General features: G+C 49.5%; 17 protein-coding genes. 1 reads left to right on the forward strand and 16 read right to left on the reverse strand.

The features are described from left to right. Positions 1-198: 198 nt before the first annotated feature. From JMF85_RS23755 to JMF85_RS23800, 10 genes are all read right to left on the reverse strand, one after another. A complete protein-coding gene (locus tag JMF85_RS23755) occupies positions 199-1,074 on the reverse strand; it encodes a sugar phosphate isomerase/epimerase family protein (protein WP_201319022.1) in 876 nt (291 codons plus the stop codon). Next, the gene (locus tag JMF85_RS23760; protein WP_127606251.1) at positions 1,071-2,144 is read right to left on the reverse strand and encodes a Gfo/Idh/MocA family protein; all 1,074 of its coding nucleotides are present in this window, start codon (positions 2,142-2,144) and stop codon (positions 1,071-1,073) included. The genes JMF85_RS23755 and JMF85_RS23760 overlap by 4 nt, the downstream gene beginning before the upstream one ends. A 48-nt stretch (positions 2,145-2,192) precedes the next feature. After that, positions 2,193-3,254, reverse strand: a complete 1,062-nt coding sequence (locus JMF85_RS23765; protein ID WP_127606253.1) for a sugar ABC transporter substrate-binding protein — start codon at positions 3,252-3,254, stop codon at positions 2,193-2,195. Between the two features lie 80 nt (positions 3,255-3,334). Next, a complete protein-coding gene (locus JMF85_RS23770; protein ID WP_164751757.1) occupies positions 3,335-4,384 on the reverse strand; it encodes an ABC transporter permease in 1,050 nt (349 codons plus the stop codon). A gap of 1 nt (position 4,385) precedes the next feature. Further along, positions 4,386-5,873, reverse strand: coding sequence for a sugar ABC transporter ATP-binding protein (locus tag JMF85_RS23775; protein ID WP_141333832.1), 1,488 nt, complete (start codon positions 5,871-5,873; stop codon positions 4,386-4,388). A 102-nt stretch (positions 5,874-5,975) separates the two neighbouring features. After that, complete coding sequence (locus tag JMF85_RS23780) at positions 5,976-6,821, reverse strand: sugar phosphate isomerase/epimerase family protein (protein ID WP_127606259.1); 846 nt, start codon at positions 6,819-6,821, stop codon at positions 5,976-5,978. A 150-nt stretch (positions 6,822-6,971) separates the two neighbouring features. Next, positions 6,972-7,556 carry a glucose-6-phosphate isomerase gene (locus tag JMF85_RS23785; RefSeq protein ID WP_127606261.1) on the reverse strand — a complete coding sequence of 195 codons (585 nt, stop codon included), beginning with the start codon at positions 7,554-7,556 and terminating at the stop codon, positions 6,972-6,974. Between the two features lie 21 nt (positions 7,557-7,577). Continuing rightward, positions 7,578-8,528 carry a shikimate dehydrogenase family protein gene (locus tag JMF85_RS23790; RefSeq protein WP_127606262.1) on the reverse strand — a complete coding sequence of 317 codons (951 nt, stop codon included), beginning with the start codon at positions 8,526-8,528 and terminating at the stop codon, positions 7,578-7,580. A 36-nt stretch (positions 8,529-8,564) separates the two neighbouring features. Then, on the reverse strand, positions 8,565-9,605 hold the full coding sequence (locus JMF85_RS23795) for a Gfo/Idh/MocA family oxidoreductase (RefSeq protein ID WP_141333836.1): 1,041 nt from the start codon (positions 9,603-9,605) through the stop codon (positions 8,565-8,567). Positions 9,606-9,674: 69 nt separating this feature from the next. Further along, positions 9,675-10,340: a bifunctional 2-keto-4-hydroxyglutarate aldolase/2-keto-3-deoxy-6-phosphogluconate aldolase gene (locus JMF85_RS23800; protein WP_141333837.1), complete on the reverse strand. Its 666-nt coding sequence runs from the start codon at positions 10,338-10,340 to the stop codon at positions 9,675-9,677. A gap of 159 nt (positions 10,341-10,499) precedes the next feature. Between JMF85_RS23800 and JMF85_RS23805 the strand changes: the two genes are divergently transcribed. After that, positions 10,500-11,294 carry a DeoR/GlpR family DNA-binding transcription regulator gene (locus JMF85_RS23805; protein WP_236595969.1) on the forward strand — a complete coding sequence of 265 codons (795 nt, stop codon included), beginning with the start codon at positions 10,500-10,502 and terminating at the stop codon, positions 11,292-11,294. A 16-nt stretch (positions 11,295-11,310) separates the two neighbouring features. Here the strand turns inward: JMF85_RS23805 and JMF85_RS23810 are convergent, their stop codons facing one another. The 6 genes from JMF85_RS23810 to JMF85_RS23835 all read right to left on the reverse strand — a co-directional run bounded on the left by JMF85_RS23810 (position 11,311) and on the right by JMF85_RS23835 (position 16,732). Further along, positions 11,311-12,111, reverse strand: a complete 801-nt coding sequence (locus tag JMF85_RS23810) for a DeoR/GlpR family DNA-binding transcription regulator (protein WP_164751758.1) — start codon at positions 12,109-12,111, stop codon at positions 11,311-11,313. 24 nt (positions 12,112-12,135) lie between these two features. Beyond that, complete coding sequence (locus JMF85_RS23815) at positions 12,136-13,059, reverse strand: phosphoglycerate dehydrogenase (protein ID WP_127606272.1); 924 nt, start codon at positions 13,057-13,059, stop codon at positions 12,136-12,138. A gap of 14 nt (positions 13,060-13,073) precedes the next feature. Then, positions 13,074-14,042, reverse strand: coding sequence for a phosphotriesterase family protein (locus JMF85_RS23820; protein ID WP_201319023.1), 969 nt, complete (start codon positions 14,040-14,042; stop codon positions 13,074-13,076). Then, entirely contained in the window at positions 13,990-14,475 is a 486-nt protein-coding gene (locus JMF85_RS23825; RefSeq protein WP_236595970.1) for an FGGY-family carbohydrate kinase, read from the reverse strand. The genes JMF85_RS23820 and JMF85_RS23825 overlap by 53 nt, the downstream gene beginning before the upstream one ends. Further along, entirely contained in the window at positions 14,472-15,593 is a 1,122-nt protein-coding gene (locus tag JMF85_RS23830; protein WP_201319024.1) for a xylulokinase, read from the reverse strand. The genes JMF85_RS23825 and JMF85_RS23830 overlap by 4 nt, the downstream gene beginning before the upstream one ends. 104 nt (positions 15,594-15,697) lie before the next feature. After that, positions 15,698-16,732, reverse strand: a complete 1,035-nt coding sequence (locus JMF85_RS23835) for a zinc-dependent alcohol dehydrogenase family protein (protein WP_236595971.1) — start codon at positions 16,730-16,732, stop codon at positions 15,698-15,700. Positions 16,733-16,767: the final 35 nt, after the last annotated feature.

The raw sequence follows: 16,767 nt of genomic DNA on the forward strand, positions 1-16,767 counted from the left end.
GACCGAAGTTTAGGATGAAAGACAGGTTCCGGCTCCGCTGTCCAGTAAAACGGTGACATCGGGGGCTCCCGCCTCGTCTAATTCCTGATTGGATTTGAACGTGAAAATATTCATCGGAAAACCTGCCCCTTCTTCCCTCATGGGTTCGTTGAAAGCATATAACCGCTCCCTATGAGGAAGCGGTTATACGGTGGATCCTTATCGATTAGGCAAGTTTCTCCAAGCGGCAAGACGATCCTTCGTTCCCTCAATGACCGGCCGCATATACTCGATAGCTTGCCGGGTGATGCCGTCAGGATTGCGATCCCGCCGGGGGAAGCCGATCTCCATGGACAACCATCCGTCATAACCAATCAATGCAAGTTCATCGACGGCGCCTCTGAAGTCGGTATGTGTGCCGGGCGCGTCACGGTTCACATCGGAAATATGAACATAGATCAGACGGTCGCCCGCTTCGTTAAATTGTTCCCTTACATCATCCCCTCTATAGAAGACGTGAATCGTATCCAGCATAACACCGGCAACATCGGCGCCAGCTCCCGCCTCTTTCATTAATTTCAGGGAATCGCCCGCATGCTCGATGACATCCGACACTTCCGAAGTAGGTTCAATCGCCAGCTTAACGCCTAGCGGACGCGCAACCTCCGCACATTTGTGAAGAGCTTCAACCGCATAATTCCAAGCTTCCTGACGAGGTTGTTTGTAGCGCTTCCAACCCGGCAGCCAAATCACCCGCTCACATTCAAGATCATGCGCCAGCTGAAGACACTCGGAAATATATTGGAAGTTGGCATCGCGCTCCTCTTGATCGGGCGAAGCCGGATTATAACCGGGACCGCCGCCCAATGCCGGGCATAATGCCGATACTTCCATCCCGCGACTCTTTACATGCTTCAGCATTTCTTTTCTGCGGGCGGAATTCGTATGCGCCGGGAAACCGTGCGGGGCTGCGGCGCCGATTTCAATGCCGTCATATCCCATTTCTGCAAGCGTATCGACCGTATCCTCGAGCGAACGGCATGGCAGCCAACCGAAAGCAGATCCGTACAACCAACTGTTAAAAGATAATTTCATTGTAAAACTCCTCCTTTAAGAATATGGGTATTGTAAAATTGGTTAAAATCGATTTTTTCTCCACCGCGTTTTGTCGATTCGACGGCGGCTAATACGAGTCCCAAGCTGCGCAGATTGTCTTTTCCGTGGGTTTCCGGAAGCTTATTCGCCTTGACGGCTGTAACAAATTCCTTGACCGTGCCTAGTCGCTCCTCTTCTTCAACAGGGTCGAGCGTCACTTCCAGAATATCGTCGGACATTTCAAGCGTTCTCGCCTTGAAGACGGTTTCTCCAATGATATTGCCATGCGGGTAAAGCAGCACACGATTTTCATCCCATAGAATAGAAGCGTGTGTGCCGTGAATTTCCCAGGCTCCGTCCCAAGTCGTGTGCGGACGGCGCGAAACCCAAGATCCCGTATACGAAATCATCGTGCCGTCGTTTGTTTCAAACTCGACGAAAGCGGAGGCGTTGCCTTTGTACCAGGTCCAGCTCGGGTTATAGCTTCGCGCACGCACCCAATCGGGTTCTACTCCAAAAATACCGCGAATGTAATCAAAATGGTGAATGGCCATATCCACAATCAACGGTTCCTCCATTTCAGTGCGGAAGCCTGTAAATGGGGGGGCTTTTCGGAAACGCCCGTAAATGGTCTCAATTTTCCCTACCGCACCCTCTTCGATAAGGCGCTTTACCGTCCGGGGGCCTCTTCTGAAACGAAAGCTTTGCGTCACCATGATATAACGGCCTGCTTGCTCCGCTTTTTCCACGATCCTGTTCGAGGACGACAGCGTTGGCGCAAACGGCTTTTCAATCATACAATGCAGACCTGCTTCAAGAGCTTCAAGGGCGACAGCTTCATGGGCTTCGGGCGGGACAACGATAAGCGCGGCATCAGCCTCGACATTGCTCAGAGCTTCCGCTAACGAGGTGAATCTTCGATCATGCGGGAGACCCACCGAGTCGCCTACCGTGTTCAATGTCTGTTCATTCAGATCAACCAGCGCGACAAGCTCCGTCCATGGGGAATTGGCAATGACGCCTGACCATCCGTTACCCCAAAAGCCTAAACCAATTTGAATGACACGCATTCCATTCTTGCTCCTTTCTGTTGGTTGAATATTATTTCTTGTTGGATGTTATTTCTTCGACTTCTGAGCCATGATGTTGCCCCACAGATTAGGATCATCGACATTGTTCTTATCTATAATAGAAGGAGGAATCATCGTATCGCGTTCGAACTTGGTTTCACCGCTGAAATACTTGGCTACCCTTTCCATGCCTTCCGACCCCATGGCCTTCGCGTCTTGATTCAAAGAAGCGTCTTGAACGCCTTCCCGAATGCGCTGTAGTCCCGTAGGCGTACCGTCGACTCCGATCATGACAATATGTCCGTTTTCTCCGACCTTCTTATCCCTGCCTAATTTCTTAAGAGCGGAAACGACACCCCGCAGCATCTCGTCGTTGGCTGAGAAAGTAGCGACAATGTCCTTATGGGCGGTGAAGGCATCAAGCGTATTGGAGAATGCTTTATCGGCAACCCATTCGTTATTTAAAGTGACCACTTTCAAATTCGGATATTTCTCCATTTGGTCATTAAAGCCGGAGCTTCTGAGGTCCGCCCCCGTCGCACCTACCAGACCGCGTTGTTCGAGCACGGTTCCTCTCGCGTCCCCTACCGCTTTGGCGATATAATCGGCTGCCATGACGCCGGCTTTGTAATTGTCATACCCCACCCAAGTCAAGTAGTCTCCGCCAAGAATTTTGGATTCCACGCCGAAAACCGGTATGTTTTTCTTCCTCGCCGCATCGATCGAAGGTACGATCAATTCGCCGTCCACGGAACTCAACAAAATGGCGTCCGGCTGGGTCGCGATAATGCTTTGCATTTGCTCCGCTTGTTTGTTGGCGTCAACATTCGCGTCGAATACTTTAACATCCATCCCGTATTTGTCTGCAACCTCTTTCGCCGAGTCGTTCAGCATGACCATGAATTCAAACCCTAGGCCCATTAACGGAAAGGCAACCTTCTTCCCCTTCGGGGATTTTTCTCCGGCAGTGCCGGATTCTCCTTTCGAAGAATCCACGGCCGATGTCGCAGCCGCAGACTGCTGTTTCTGATCGCTGCCCGAACCGCATCCGGAAAGAACCGTTGTCGCCATTAGAATCATGGCCGCCAGACTCCCTACTGTTTTTTTCATGAGTACGTCCTTCCTTTCAAAAGAGTTTTATCTTAATAATGATGCTATAAGCCGGTGACCATCGCTTAAGCACCATTTCATTAAGCGCCTTGCTCCTTGGTTGCTTGCTTTTTATCGGGCAGAACGGAACGATTGGAAGCGTGTTTATGCAATCGGGTCATATTTCTCGTGCTTTTACGCTGCCGGTATATATCAAGCGCTGCCGCCAGGGCAATCACGACGCCGGTGAAAACCTTGTCATAATTCGGAGGGATAGCCAGCAGGACAATGGCGTTTGAAGCAAGCGTCAACAAAATGACTCCCAATAAGGTGCCGATCACATTGCCTTGGCCGCCAAACAAACTCGTACCGCCGATGACGGCTGCTGCGATTACCGTAAGCTCCATGCCCACACCGATAATCGGACTGCCGGATTGCAGACGAGCCGTCATCATGAGGCCGCCGATAACGGCGGAAAGCCCCGAAATCACAAAGGCAATGATAATAATTCGGTCAGCGGGGATACCGGCGAGACGGGAAGCCGTTTTGTTTCCGCCTACCGCATAAATCATTCTTCCGAAGCTCGTCTTCGAGAGCACAAAATAACTGATGAGCGCGACCGCGAGTGCAAAAGGAATAAATACCGGAATCTTGTCGCCGAATAGTTGGGCATTGCCGACCGTCTCGAATATATCCGGCACCGGGATAATATTTTTACCTCCGGAGAACACATACGCTAAACCGCTTGCGAGGCTTAAGCTTGCCAGGGTTACAATGAGCGGAGGCATCTTCAGCTTGGTTACAGCCAAACCGTGGAATATCCCGAAAGCGACTCCGACGAGTAAGGCAATAAGAATACTAAGCCAAACCGGCAGCCCCAATTTGACTGCTAAACCAACTGAAAGCACGGAAGACAGCGCAATCAGAGACCCTACCGACAGGTCAATCCCGCCAACCAGAATAACGAAGGTTTGGCCAATCGCGACAACGGCTAAAATGGTGGATTGGTATAAAATGTTAATGATGTTGGTCCCCGTAAGAAAGGAGCTGGATGCGAAGCTTAATATAATGCCCAGCAGGAGAATGGCGAACAATAGCCCCTGCACCTGCATCCGCCGGAGAGCATCTCCTAATGACCGAATAATGTTCATCTTAAATCGTAACCTCCTCTGTCGTCGCATATTTGATGATTCGTTCCGGCGAAAGCTCCGACCGTTTCAAGTGTCCTGTCAATTTCCCTTCCCGCATCACCAATACCCGATCGCTTAGCAGCAGCACCTCAGGCATTTCGGAAGTCACCAGCAGGACGGCCACCCCGGATTCCGCCAATTCTCCGATCAAGCGGTGAATTTCCGCCTTGGCCCCGACATCGACCCCCTTGGTCGGTTCATCTAAAATTAAGATGCTCGGTTTGCGCGCAAGCCAGCGCCCAATAATCACTTTTTGTTGATTGCCTCCGGATAGCGTCATTATATTCGATTCGATCGAAGCGGCTTTCACTTTCAAGGCGGCGCTTTGTTCGTTCGATATATCGATTTCATGATTCTTATGAATCATACCGGCAGGCGCGACCAAATCCAGAAGACTTAGCGTAAAATTCTCGCGTACCGTAAGCAATCCGACAAGACCCTGCCCTTTGCGGTCTTCCGGTACAAAACCGACACCGGCCTTGACAGCAGCAGCGGGCGAGTTTCGTTTAATTCGCTTGCGGTTAATCATGACCTCGCCCGAGTCATAAGGATCAATGCCGAATATACACCGGACGAGCTCTGTACGCCCTGCGCCCACCAGTCCGGCAAGCGTTAAAATTTCGCCTTCACGCAAGCTGAATGAAACGTTCTGCAGAACCCCTTGCTTTGACAAGTTGTTAACCGTCAATATTTCTTTGCCCGGCATTCGTTTGACGGGCGGCACTTCAGGAACGTCTGTATTGACCATCATTCGGACCAGGATGTTTTCGTTAATCTCTTTGATTTGTTCCGTTCCGACATAACGGCCGTCTCTAAATACCGTGACCCGATCGCAAATTTCAAAAATTTCTTCCAGCCAGTGCGAGACAAAGATGATGCCGATCCCCTGATTCTTGAGCTCGCGCATGACCTGAAACAGGCGGTCCACTTCCCTTGGCGACAAGGAGGTCGTCGGTTCATCCATAATTAAGACGCGCGCATCTTCCGAGAGAGCCCTGGCAATTTCGATTAATTGCCCTTCGGCGGGTGTTAGCTGATGTCCTAACAAATCCAGATCGAGACCGGGCACAACGCGCGAAACCGCTTCCTCCACTTTCTTCCTGCATGCTTCGTCAGAAACGACTCCATAACGCCCGGGCCACCGTCCTAACATGACGTTATCAATCACGCTCATATGCGGCACCAGATTATGCTCTTGGTGGATGGTGGCAATGCCGGCAGCGTGAGAGGCAGCCGGATCATTCGTGCGGATGCCGGTTCCATTGATCAGGATCTCTCCGCTGTCAGGAGCATGATATCCGGAAATGATTTTGATTAAGGTAGACTTTCCAGCGCCGTTGGCGCCAAGAAGCGCGTGAACTTCGCCTGCCTTTAGCTCAAAATGGACACCATCCAGAGCGACTGCTCCATGAAATCTTTTATGTACGTTATTCGCTTGCAATAAAGTCATGCTGTCACCTCCCGATACCTTTCTTTGTGCTCATTACGCTCCTTATCATTAGACGCTTGCCGCTTGCTGTGAACGCTTTCAGTTTTCTTTGACTTTGGCAGGTTATCGCAATACGCTCTTCAAGAATGTAATCCCTTCCGCTGCTATTGCATCCTGCGAGCTTGCCAGCGGTCTCCATTGGGAAACCGCTCTGGCAATTTCTTTGATGTCCGTCGTGAATGCCTCAATGACGACATAGCCGTCATATTGAATATCTTGCAAGGCCTTCGAAACTTCTTCCCAGGGAATATGGCCTGTTCCCGGAATCCCCCTGTCATTCTCGCAAGAATGGAAATTCAAGATGTGCTTTCCCGCTGCGCGGATCGCATCGCCAATGCTCTTCTCTTCAAGATTCATGTGGAACGTATCCAGCAGAAAGCCGACGTTGCTATGATTCACCCTTTCAAGCAAATTCACACCCTGCTCCACGGTATTGATCAGATCGGTCTCGAAACGGTTTAAAGGTTCGATCGCAAGCTTGACGCCCTTCTCTCCGGCATAATCAGCCGCCGCCTTTAAGTTCTCAACCGTCCACTCCAGCTGCTGCTTTTTTTCCGCCGGTGTGAGCAGCCTTGTTTTTCCGGTAGCGGCGTACATCGGGCCTGAAACTAAGGGCGAGCCCAGCTGTACGGCGAAGTCCACACATGTTCTGATGTAGGCCAGCCCTTCTTCCCGGACATGGCTATCCTCGGAGCTGATGTCCCGATTCGGGCCGAAAGCCCCGCATACGAGTGCTTGGATGCCCCGCGCCTCCATGTACGCACGGGTTTCCGCTGCCGGAATCGTCCGTGGGTCCTCGATGCAAATTTCTAAAATGTCGAAGCCAAACGCCTTCACTTTATCAACCAAATGGAACGTTTCAGGTGAAAAGGGTGATGCCCAAATGAACGTGCTGGCACCGAATTTCATGAGAACCTCCCCAAACCGTAAATTTGTTGTCGATATCTTTAAATCCATCATAACATCTCTACAAATGAAAACAATTCACTAAAATTGAGAACAAATTATAATATATTGTGGAATAAATAATAATAAATAGAAATTCAACACGCAGCAGGGTTAGTTATTCCACTTCGGATTATCTACAATTGCGGCTTCCCCTGCTTGCTCGATCACGATCTTCCTGAACCCTTTGCTTTCAATCGTTCCATAATCATGCCCGGCATCCGCCCGAAACACATAAAACGTGATCAGGGGTTCGGTCCCGGTATTGATGCTTCGATGCGCGTACCTTCCAGGTACGTACACCGCTTTCCCCGGCGTGAATGGCTCGGCAGCCCAATCGCCTTCCGGGCTCTCCATCAGCATATAACCTTTACCGCCCAGGCAGTAATACACCTCGGCCGTATCCAAAATCGTATGAAAATGTCCCTTGGTCATATAATATTCATCGCCCACTTTACCCGGATAGACGATACTCGTTCCAAAGGCAAGATTGCCCGGTTTCTCCGGCACACCCAACTCATGAAACTCGTAAATGAGAGGGTCGGCGTTTACCGTCATCGCTTCATAAGCGTGCTCGTTCGCGTACATCCCCTTCATTTTGGACAAATTTCTTTTTATCGAAGCTTTGGTATCGGATAACCCGTTGTTTAAGCTGAAATAAACGGAAAATGGTTGTAAGTATTGCTCGAGATTCTCCATGTACCTGCTCACCCTCCCGATTTATTTTACCGTTCTCAAGTCCATCGCAATGCTTTCCAGCTTGTCGAACGTATCGCCCTTGATGTCCATATGAAACACTTCCGCAATGACTTGCGTCCATCCATGAATAAAATAAATCCAGCCGTCTTCGACATGAAGCTGCTTCTGTTCCTTTTGCTTCAGCGCCTGATGCATGAAATCCAATTCTCCGCGGTAATTCAATTCCCAAACCAGGCTGTGCTCCGGAAACTCGCATGGGTCGGTTAACGGCGATCCGGGCCGGTCTTTGCCCAATCCCGTCGCATTAATGACGAGGGACCGGGGCTTCAGAGCTTTCAGCAGCCTGTCGTTATCCGCCGGATTTGGACATAACACATATTCAAACTTTACTTTCGTATCGATGTTGCTTAGCAATTTCTCAGCCGATAACAGCCTCGCTTCGCTCCGGTTGCTGATGATGATCTTGGAAGGAACATCGTCGCCGTGATCCGCTCTGGTTAAATAAGAGCTGATGGCCAGTGCGCTTCCGCCGGCTCCCATAATCAGCGCTTCGCCGCCGTGACGCTTCCAGTAGTTAACCGGAATGAAGGCTTCCATAGACAGTCCGCTGGAGATCGGGTCTTTGGCATACCCCTCCAACCTGCCGTCTTGTTTGGAAATCGATGAAATTTCATCGAACATCGTCGCGTAAGGATCCAGGTAATCAAACAAATCCCGGGCGGCGTGATATAAATCGATCTTATGTGTAGTGACCAGCGCGCCTAACGACAGGGGGTCCTCTTTAATGAATCGGACACACTCGCGGTACTGCTCTGGGTCGGCATGAATGTCGATATCAATCCCTTTAATGACCGCATCTTTCAGTCCAAGCTCTCTCGCCCATAAGGGGAACAGCTTCATAATTGAAGATTGCGTCGTGGTCACGCCGATAAAATACATCGTAGGCTGGGTCGCTTTTGCAGGCAGGATCATCTTGTTAATCTCCTTTTCATGGGAAGATAAATGGAATTACGCTTTTACCGCTAATACGGAAGATAACAGGATTTCTTTTCTTTCCTTAATGGACTGATTGCCCGCATTGACGACCATGACTGCCTTTTTCCCGTCATTCCCGGATACTTTAGGTTCCTTATCTTCGAGTATGCATTCGATAAAATGCACATCCTCCGCCAAATACGCATCGCTGAACAACGTTCTCCAGCTGTTCATCACAGGACGGGTCAACCCGTTCCGATTGGCCGTTACGATGGTCTTCTCATGCACTTGACCAATGAATATGACGCCTTCCGTTCCAAGAATCTCCACACGGGAATCATAGCCATATTTGACGGATACCGCTCCATCGATCATCCCCTGCTTCTGATTCGCAAATCTGGCGGTTAGCACCACGTTATCATAGAAATCGGGAAATTCCGCCTGTGCTTGCGGGCATCTGAAATTGCCGGCAAGGGCAAATACGCTTTCTATATCGGCGTCGACAAACCAGTTCAGCGTATCGATATCATGGCTGTTAACCTCGGCCAGCGGGCCGTTGCTTTTTGAAAGATCGTACATCCACGGCTGCGGAATGCTGGGTCCCCGGGTCAAGGAACGAACCAGCACGACGTCTCCGATTGCCCCGCTGTCTATTTCCTCTTTGGCTTGAATAAAGCTATCGTTAAATCTGCGCATAAACCCGATCTGAAGTTTCACCTTATTCCTCTTCGCTGCGGCTATCATATCCTCGCATTCGTTAGCGTTCATGGCCATCGGCTTTTCGCAAAAAACATGTTTACCCGCTTCGGCTGCCGCTACGACGATATCTCTATGAAAAATAGTTGGCGTTACGACGATAACCGCATCGATATTATCGCTTTTTAGCGCTTCTTTATAATCGGTATAATAAGTATCAATGCCCAGACTTTCGGCAGCCTGCTTCGCCACGGCTTCATTCGGATCAACCACGGCGACTAAAGATGCGTGAGGTACATTTCTTCTAAAGTTGGCGGCGTGTATCATCCCGGCTCTGCCGGAACCGATCACGCATACTCCAATTTCTGTATTTCTCAAGCTCTCCACTCCTTTTTATTTCTATCTTTTGTTCTCGTATATTATTATATTTTATTGTTATGTATCATGTCAACGATTTTTTGTTTTCATTTTGTTTCTCGTTTCCCTTACTTTTTCAACAAACTTTTTCCCGATCTCGGTTACCGAAGCGTAATCCCCGCGCAGCGCTCCGCGCGTCAAATGACTCCCGATTCCAACCGCGATCGCCCCGGCCTCCAGCCATTCGCCGACGTTATCCAGATCCACTCCGCCGGTAGGCATCAGTTGAGCCTGGGGAAGAGGCCCCTTAATCGACTTAATCATGCTTGGACCGAACAGTTCGCCGGGGAACAGCTTCATGATCTCCACCCCGGATTCCATAGCCTCGACTACTTCTTTGATGGTCATGACCCCGGGCATGCAAGGAATGGCATACCGGTTGCACATGCGGACAACGTCTTGGTTGAAGTAAGGCATGACGATATATCGGGCTCCCGACAGAATGGCAATTCTTGCGGTTTCCGCATCTAATACGGTGCCTGCTCCCAGTATCATTTCATCGTGCGAATACTTACCCGCCAAATCTTCAACGATGTGATGTGCATTCGGAACCGTAAACGTGACTTCGATGGCCGAGATGCCGCCTGCCAGGCATGCCTCAATCGTTCGGTAAGCTTGTTCTTTAGTTTCGGACCTGACGACGCTAACAATACCGGTTTGATGAATTTTATTAATCACGTTCTGCTTAGGATTCATAGGATTTTTCTCCTTATCTATTCTATAAATGGAATACGCTGTGCCGAGAGTGTTTATACTAAATAAGAGAATAGAAATGAAAATAATTAAAAGATTCTTTTTTATTGGCTGTTATAATGGTAAAATAAATGTACATATCAACAATAAAGGATGATGAATGTGAAAGAACTCGATAACGATTCCAACAGTCTTTTTTCAGAAGAAAGAAAAAATGAAATTGTTAAGCTCATCAATACAAAGGGAAAAGTCCTCGTTCCCGAGCTGGTTCAGCATTTTAAAGTTTCTCCTGCCACGATACGTAATGATCTTCGCGATTTGGAGACGCTGAAGCTCATTAAAAGAACGCACGGCGGGGCCATTTCCATCGAGACGCCTAAAGTAGGCTTTGAACCGTTTTATCAACAAAAAATGGTAGAACATATCGAACAAAAAAGATTAATAGCCAAGGCGGCTTTAGACTTTATTGAAGAAGGCGATATCATCATCCTGGATACGGGGACAACGACGTTGGAATTGGCCAAAATGTTAACAAACATGAATATAACCGTCATCGTCAACGACATCGATATTGCCAGATGCCTGGAAGACTATCCGAATATCCAGGTCGTTCTCATTGGCGGAAATTTACGGAAAAAATTCAGGTCAACCGTCGGTCCTTTCGCTTTAAAAATGTTGTCTGAAATCAATGTGGATAAAGTCTTTCTGGCTGCCAACGGATTCAGCTTCAATCGCGGATGCACCACACCGGATATTAACCAGGCCGAAATCAAAAAGAAATTCGTGGAAATTTCCAATGAAGCCATCTTATTATGCGACAGCAGCAAAATAGGCAAAACCTCATTTGTCCATTTTGCTTCTGCGTCCGAAATTACAACGCTCGTCACCGATCAAGGGATCGCGCAAAGCGACTTGGAGCAAGCAACAAGCCTGGGGATTAAGGTTATTGTCACTTAGCACGGAACCGCTGCACCTAACTCCCCTTTGCCACGATAATCTCAATTCCGGATTCTTCGAGTTTCTGCAAAATGTGTTCCTCGATGTGGTGGTCGGTGATCAGCACATCGATCTCCGTGATCGGAACAAACTGCACAAAGGAATTGGCGCCGATTTTACTGCTGTCGCAAAGCACGATCACTTTCGAGGCGATTTTCGCCATCGTATGTTTAATTTCCGCTTGGCTGACATCCGGTGTCGTACACCCTTTCTCGAGGCTGAAGCTATTCGTGGACAGGAATACTTTGTCGACAATTAACTCGTTCAATATTTTTGTGGCGAAGGGGCCGACCGTGCAATGAAATTTTTTCCTTACGATGCCGCCGATGACCAGAACTTGAATGCCGTCAACCCCTTCGAAACATTCCGCAATATCCAGATCGTTGACGACTACCGTAATATTGCTTCGTTTATGAATCAGCCTGGCCAGTTCTATGGACGTCGTCCCTGCATCTAACACAATGACATCCCCGTCTTCAATAAACTCCATTGCTTTTTTGGCAATGGAGTGCTTTTGATTCAGAAATTTCTGGTTCTTCATTTCATTTCCTTTTTCAAAACCGACCGTAGGCACATCCATCGAAAGAGCTCCGCCGTGTATTCTTCTTAATAAGCCTAACTGCTCCAATTCCCTTAAATCATTTCGAATCGTGGCCGGAGATACGTTAAATTGCCGCACCAATTCCGGTACGGATATTTTGTCCCGGGTTTCAATCAGCTGCAGAATCCGGTCTTTTCTTTCGTCGGCAAACAAATGTCCGTTATTATCGCTTAGCACAATTGCCATCACCTCTAGTTTTTTCTACAGATAATGGATGAGGTTGGCTGTAGCCATCATTCCCATTTCATGGATCGCCTCATAAGTAGATGCGGCACAATGTGAGCCGATGATGATATTGTCCAGTTCGAAAAACGATTTATGGCTTGGAGGCTCTTGTTCGAATACGTCAATGCCCGCGCCCCAAATTTTATTTTCTTGCAAGGCGTGAACCAACGCTTCTTCATCGATTAAACCGCCACGCGCCGTGTTTACAAGCACCGCCGTTTTTTTCATCATTTCAAACTGTGGATAGCTGATGATATGGCGGGTGTTCTCGTTTAACGGCAAATGCATGCTGATAAAATCCGACTCCCTGATCAGCGTTTCCAGGGATACATATTGAATCTGATGCTGCTTCGCATAGGCTTCATCTTTAATAGCATCATAGGCCAGCACCTTCATATGAAAGCCGTTCGCTCTGATCGCAACTCCTTTACCGATATGGCCAAGGCCGATTAAACCCAGTGTCTTTCCCCACATGTCAATTGTCGTCGTTTTGCCCCAATTCGATTTCTTGCATGCCTTGTCAATCATCGGCACTCTTCTGGCGACGCCCAGCATTAAAGCCATGGCATAGTCGGCAACCGCTTCCTTATTGGCTCCGGCAGTAACCGTAACCGGAATTCCCCGCTCCCTGGCATAGTCCAAATCAATATTGTCCGTTCCTACCCCATACTTCGAAATCACTTTAAGGTTGGGGGCGTGCTGCAGCACCTCTTTGTCCAAAGGATCGACCCCAAGGATGATGCCGTCAATATCATGCATAAGCGGGATCATTTCCGATTTGCTCATGATTCTTCCATATGGGTTCATCACAATTTCATAGCCTTGATCCTTCAACCTGTCCAACGGCTCGGAGCTGCTCTTCCCGAAGGAACGGGGGGTGATCAGAACCTTCCGGTTCATGTCCATTCACATCCTCATTTGATATCAAACGCTTGAGCCGGATTATGTACCATCATTTTACGAACGGCCGCTTCCGGTACTCCATATTGCTGTAATAACGGCAAAAACCGGCGCGAAAGATGATCTAACCCGATCGTCCCGCCGTAACTTCGCAACCGATGACGGGTCGTATCCAGTCCTAATAAAATAAGATCCTCATATCCGCTTTCCACCATATGCCTGATTAAATCCGCTTCCTCTTCGTCGCTATGATACTTGTATCTGCCGATCGTATCGTATTCCAGATATACGCCAAGATCAGCCAGCTGTTTATGAATTTCAAGCTGGCCCAGATTGCGGTCTAAATGACAGACGATGATTTGATTCGCCGGCACGCCCTCCGTCCGGTACAAGTCGACCAACTGAACGGCTTGGACACAGGATTCGGTATGGCATATCAGAGGGGCGCCTGTTTCAACCGCGGCCCTGGCGGCGGCACGAAACCATTTCTTCTCGGGATCTTGTATCCGTTCCTCATCGATCGCCGTCTTAATGACCCCGGCTTGCGCATCAATGAAATCATTCGGCTCTCCGCGATCGGTTCCCGTGTACATGCCGACGGTTAATTCGTGCACAAACACCTCGTATAGCGCAGCTTCATCATAGGTGTGAATCCAATGCTCCGACGGGTAAAATATCATCTTGTGAAATCCCGTGGAGGCCACGATATGGGTGTCCGTCTCCTGGGCTGCCAAGACCAGGGACTTCTCCATCCTGCCGCATCCCAGAGGCTGAGCATCTACAAGGCTGCGTCCCCCAACCTCCTTAAACAGCAGCAGCTCTTGAATCGTTAAGGCGATATCGTCAATTCGCAGAGCCGCATTGACACGGGCCGGCTGCCCGTCCGCAATAAATAAATGTTCATGGCTATGGCAAAAACCTAATTGCTCGTTATGAATCGGACCTAACACGGTGTGAATGGCCAAACGTACCACGTCCTTCATCCATGGCCTTATAAATGGGCGTTAATTTTTCAACAAGCATGTGATAACAATCTGCATAGCTTTGGTAATTCGTTATATGGTGAGGGTTAGGCGCCACCGTGCTATGGGGATAAACCATGCGGTTCATCGTATCCGCGATATCCGGATAGAACCCGACGCCATACCCCGCAATGACGGCAGTCGCAACTGTAGCCGTGTCGCTGTTGTTTAGCGTCGTATAGGGCACGTTCATTACATCGGCTTTGATCGAGTTGAACAGCTCGCTCTTGGCCCCGCCTCCGACGACATTGACATGGGTGAAGTGAAGACCTGGAATCAACTGTTTCAGCGTAGCCAAATAACCTTGATATTCGTAAGCAATCGATTCGAGAATCGACCGGTACATGTGGCCGTTACGATGCGACCAATTGAGTCCAAGCCAGCTGCCTCTCAAGAAGGGATTGTTGGGACAAGCTCTTCCGGCAAAATGAGGAATAAAAAAATCCCGTCGCTTCCCACCCTTACATGAGCCGCCTGCGCATTTAATTCATCGAACGGGAGGCTCCCTTCCTGCGCTGCAAGGAGGTCTCTAAACCACGCCAAACATTGCCCTCCCCCGTTGATATAAGCTAGCGGATTCCATAGCCCGGGAATGACGGAGCGCGCGTAAATTAATGTTTTCGTATTCACATCCGGCTTATATTCATCTACGCAGCAGCTTAACACGGACGCGGTTCCCGCCACATCCAGAATGGCGCCTTTGGTCGTAATGCCGGCTCCGAGAATGGTAGCAGCGGTATCCCCGCAACCGGCCACGATCGGAGTGCCCTCCAGTAAACCGCACTTGTCGGCATAACATTTGGATAAATATCCAATGATGTCCCACGGATTGACAATGCGGGGCATCTTGTCTTTGCTGACCTGGAAAGCATCGAGCAAATCGTCCGACCACGAATGATTCGAGACGTCACTGAAGCCGGAAAAATGCAGATGGGTATAGTCTATAAAAGCGTTATCCGCTTTAAGCCCCGCCAAACGCCCCGCAACATAAGCTGTCGGAAGGACAAATTTTTCAATTTTACGATAAGTTTCCGGCCTTTCGTGCTTCCACCATAACACCTTGGGGCCGTGAGCATACGTAACCGGGCAGCCCGTAATCCGGATAAACGGCTCTTCCCCCCATTCTTTAATCAGGGGCATATATTTCTCGCATCGGGTATCCAGCCATGAATCATACGGTGTTACCGCATTCCAATCGCGATCGATCCCCATAATGCCGGCCATCTGTCCATCCAGGCCGATGGCAGCGACTTGGCCGGGCTCGACACCCGAGCGTTTCATCACTTCGGTCATCCCGTCTACGACAGAAGCGAACATTTCTTCAGGCATTTGTTCGACAATCCCGTGGTCCAGGCGTATCAGATTCGAGGGCACAAATGAATTCGTTACGATGCTGCCTCCATCATTAACTAAAGAGACCTTGGTTCCCTGAGTACCGATGTCGATCCCGATAAAAAATTGGGTTTGGGTCATGTAGACAAGCAGTCCCTTCCAATATGGTTTAGCGTACACGGGCTGCCCCCGATATCAAACGATGAGCCGGGTCCTATCAAATTCACGACTTCCGGGGGCAGCGCATGCGTCTTCAAGGAAAATGCCTTTCCTTTCCGGGCAGGTCAATCCCAGACAAAGACGGCTTTATCCGTGACTCGTTCATCAAACAGGCGGAAGGCTTCGGCAGCCTGTTCAATATTAAATCTATGGGTAATATACCGGTCCACCGGAATGTTATGGTCGATAACAAATTTGGCGATTTCCTCGAACATCCAAATCGGGTGAATCCAAATACCGTACACTTTCAATAATTTCCGGATCATTTGTTCGCTTGGATTTATCGTAGTCGCACTCGTCTCGCCGATCAAAGCAACGGACCCCATCTTACGCACGCTATCCAGAGCGGCGTTCTGGGCGGCAGGGTTCCCCGAGCTGTCAATCGCCTTATCTACCCCTTCGCCATGCGTCAATTCGCGCAAAACTTCTACCGCATCTTCTTTCGTACTGTTAATGACGACATCCGCTCCCAATTCTTTGGCCATTTCAAGCCTGGAATCGAGTACGTCGACGGCAATGACTCGGGCTCCACGCGCTTTTGCAATCAATACCCCGGCGCTGCCCATCGGTCCCAGACCGAAAATCGCTAACGTATCGTTGCCGGATACGCCCAACGTTTTTTGCGCGTGATATTGAGTCCCCATATTGTCCAGCAGAAGAGCGCCCGTTTCATAAGACATCGGATCGGGAAGCTTCAGGCAATTTTGCGCCGGGACGACCATATAATCGGCATCTCCGCCGTCCACGTCAAAACCGACACATTTCCACTGCGAACACAAGGATAAATAACCGCTCAGGCAGTACGTGCAATGCCCGCAGCCAATGGCCAGATAGACGGCGACGCGGTCTCCGGGCTGCAGCCCTCTAACCCCCGGACCGATCTCGACGACATCGCCCGCAGGCTCATGGCCGGGAATGATGGTGCCTGTCTTGGCCGCTTCCCCGCCTACGAGCGGCTTCCCGCCGTAGTACAGACTCATATCGCTCCGGCAAATCGCCGATGCACGCATGCGGACCAAGACTTGGCCGTCCCCCGGCACTGGTTTCGGACGGTCGACGACTTGAACTTCTTTTTTTCCAGGTAAAATTACGGCTCTCATTTTCAACGTCTCCTTCAGCATGAGCATTATTTTAG

It is taken from the genome of Paenibacillus sp. EPM92, from assembly GCF_016586185.1.
Taxonomy (GTDB): Bacteria; Bacillota; Bacilli; order Paenibacillales; family NBRC-103111; genus Paenibacillus_G; species Paenibacillus_G validus.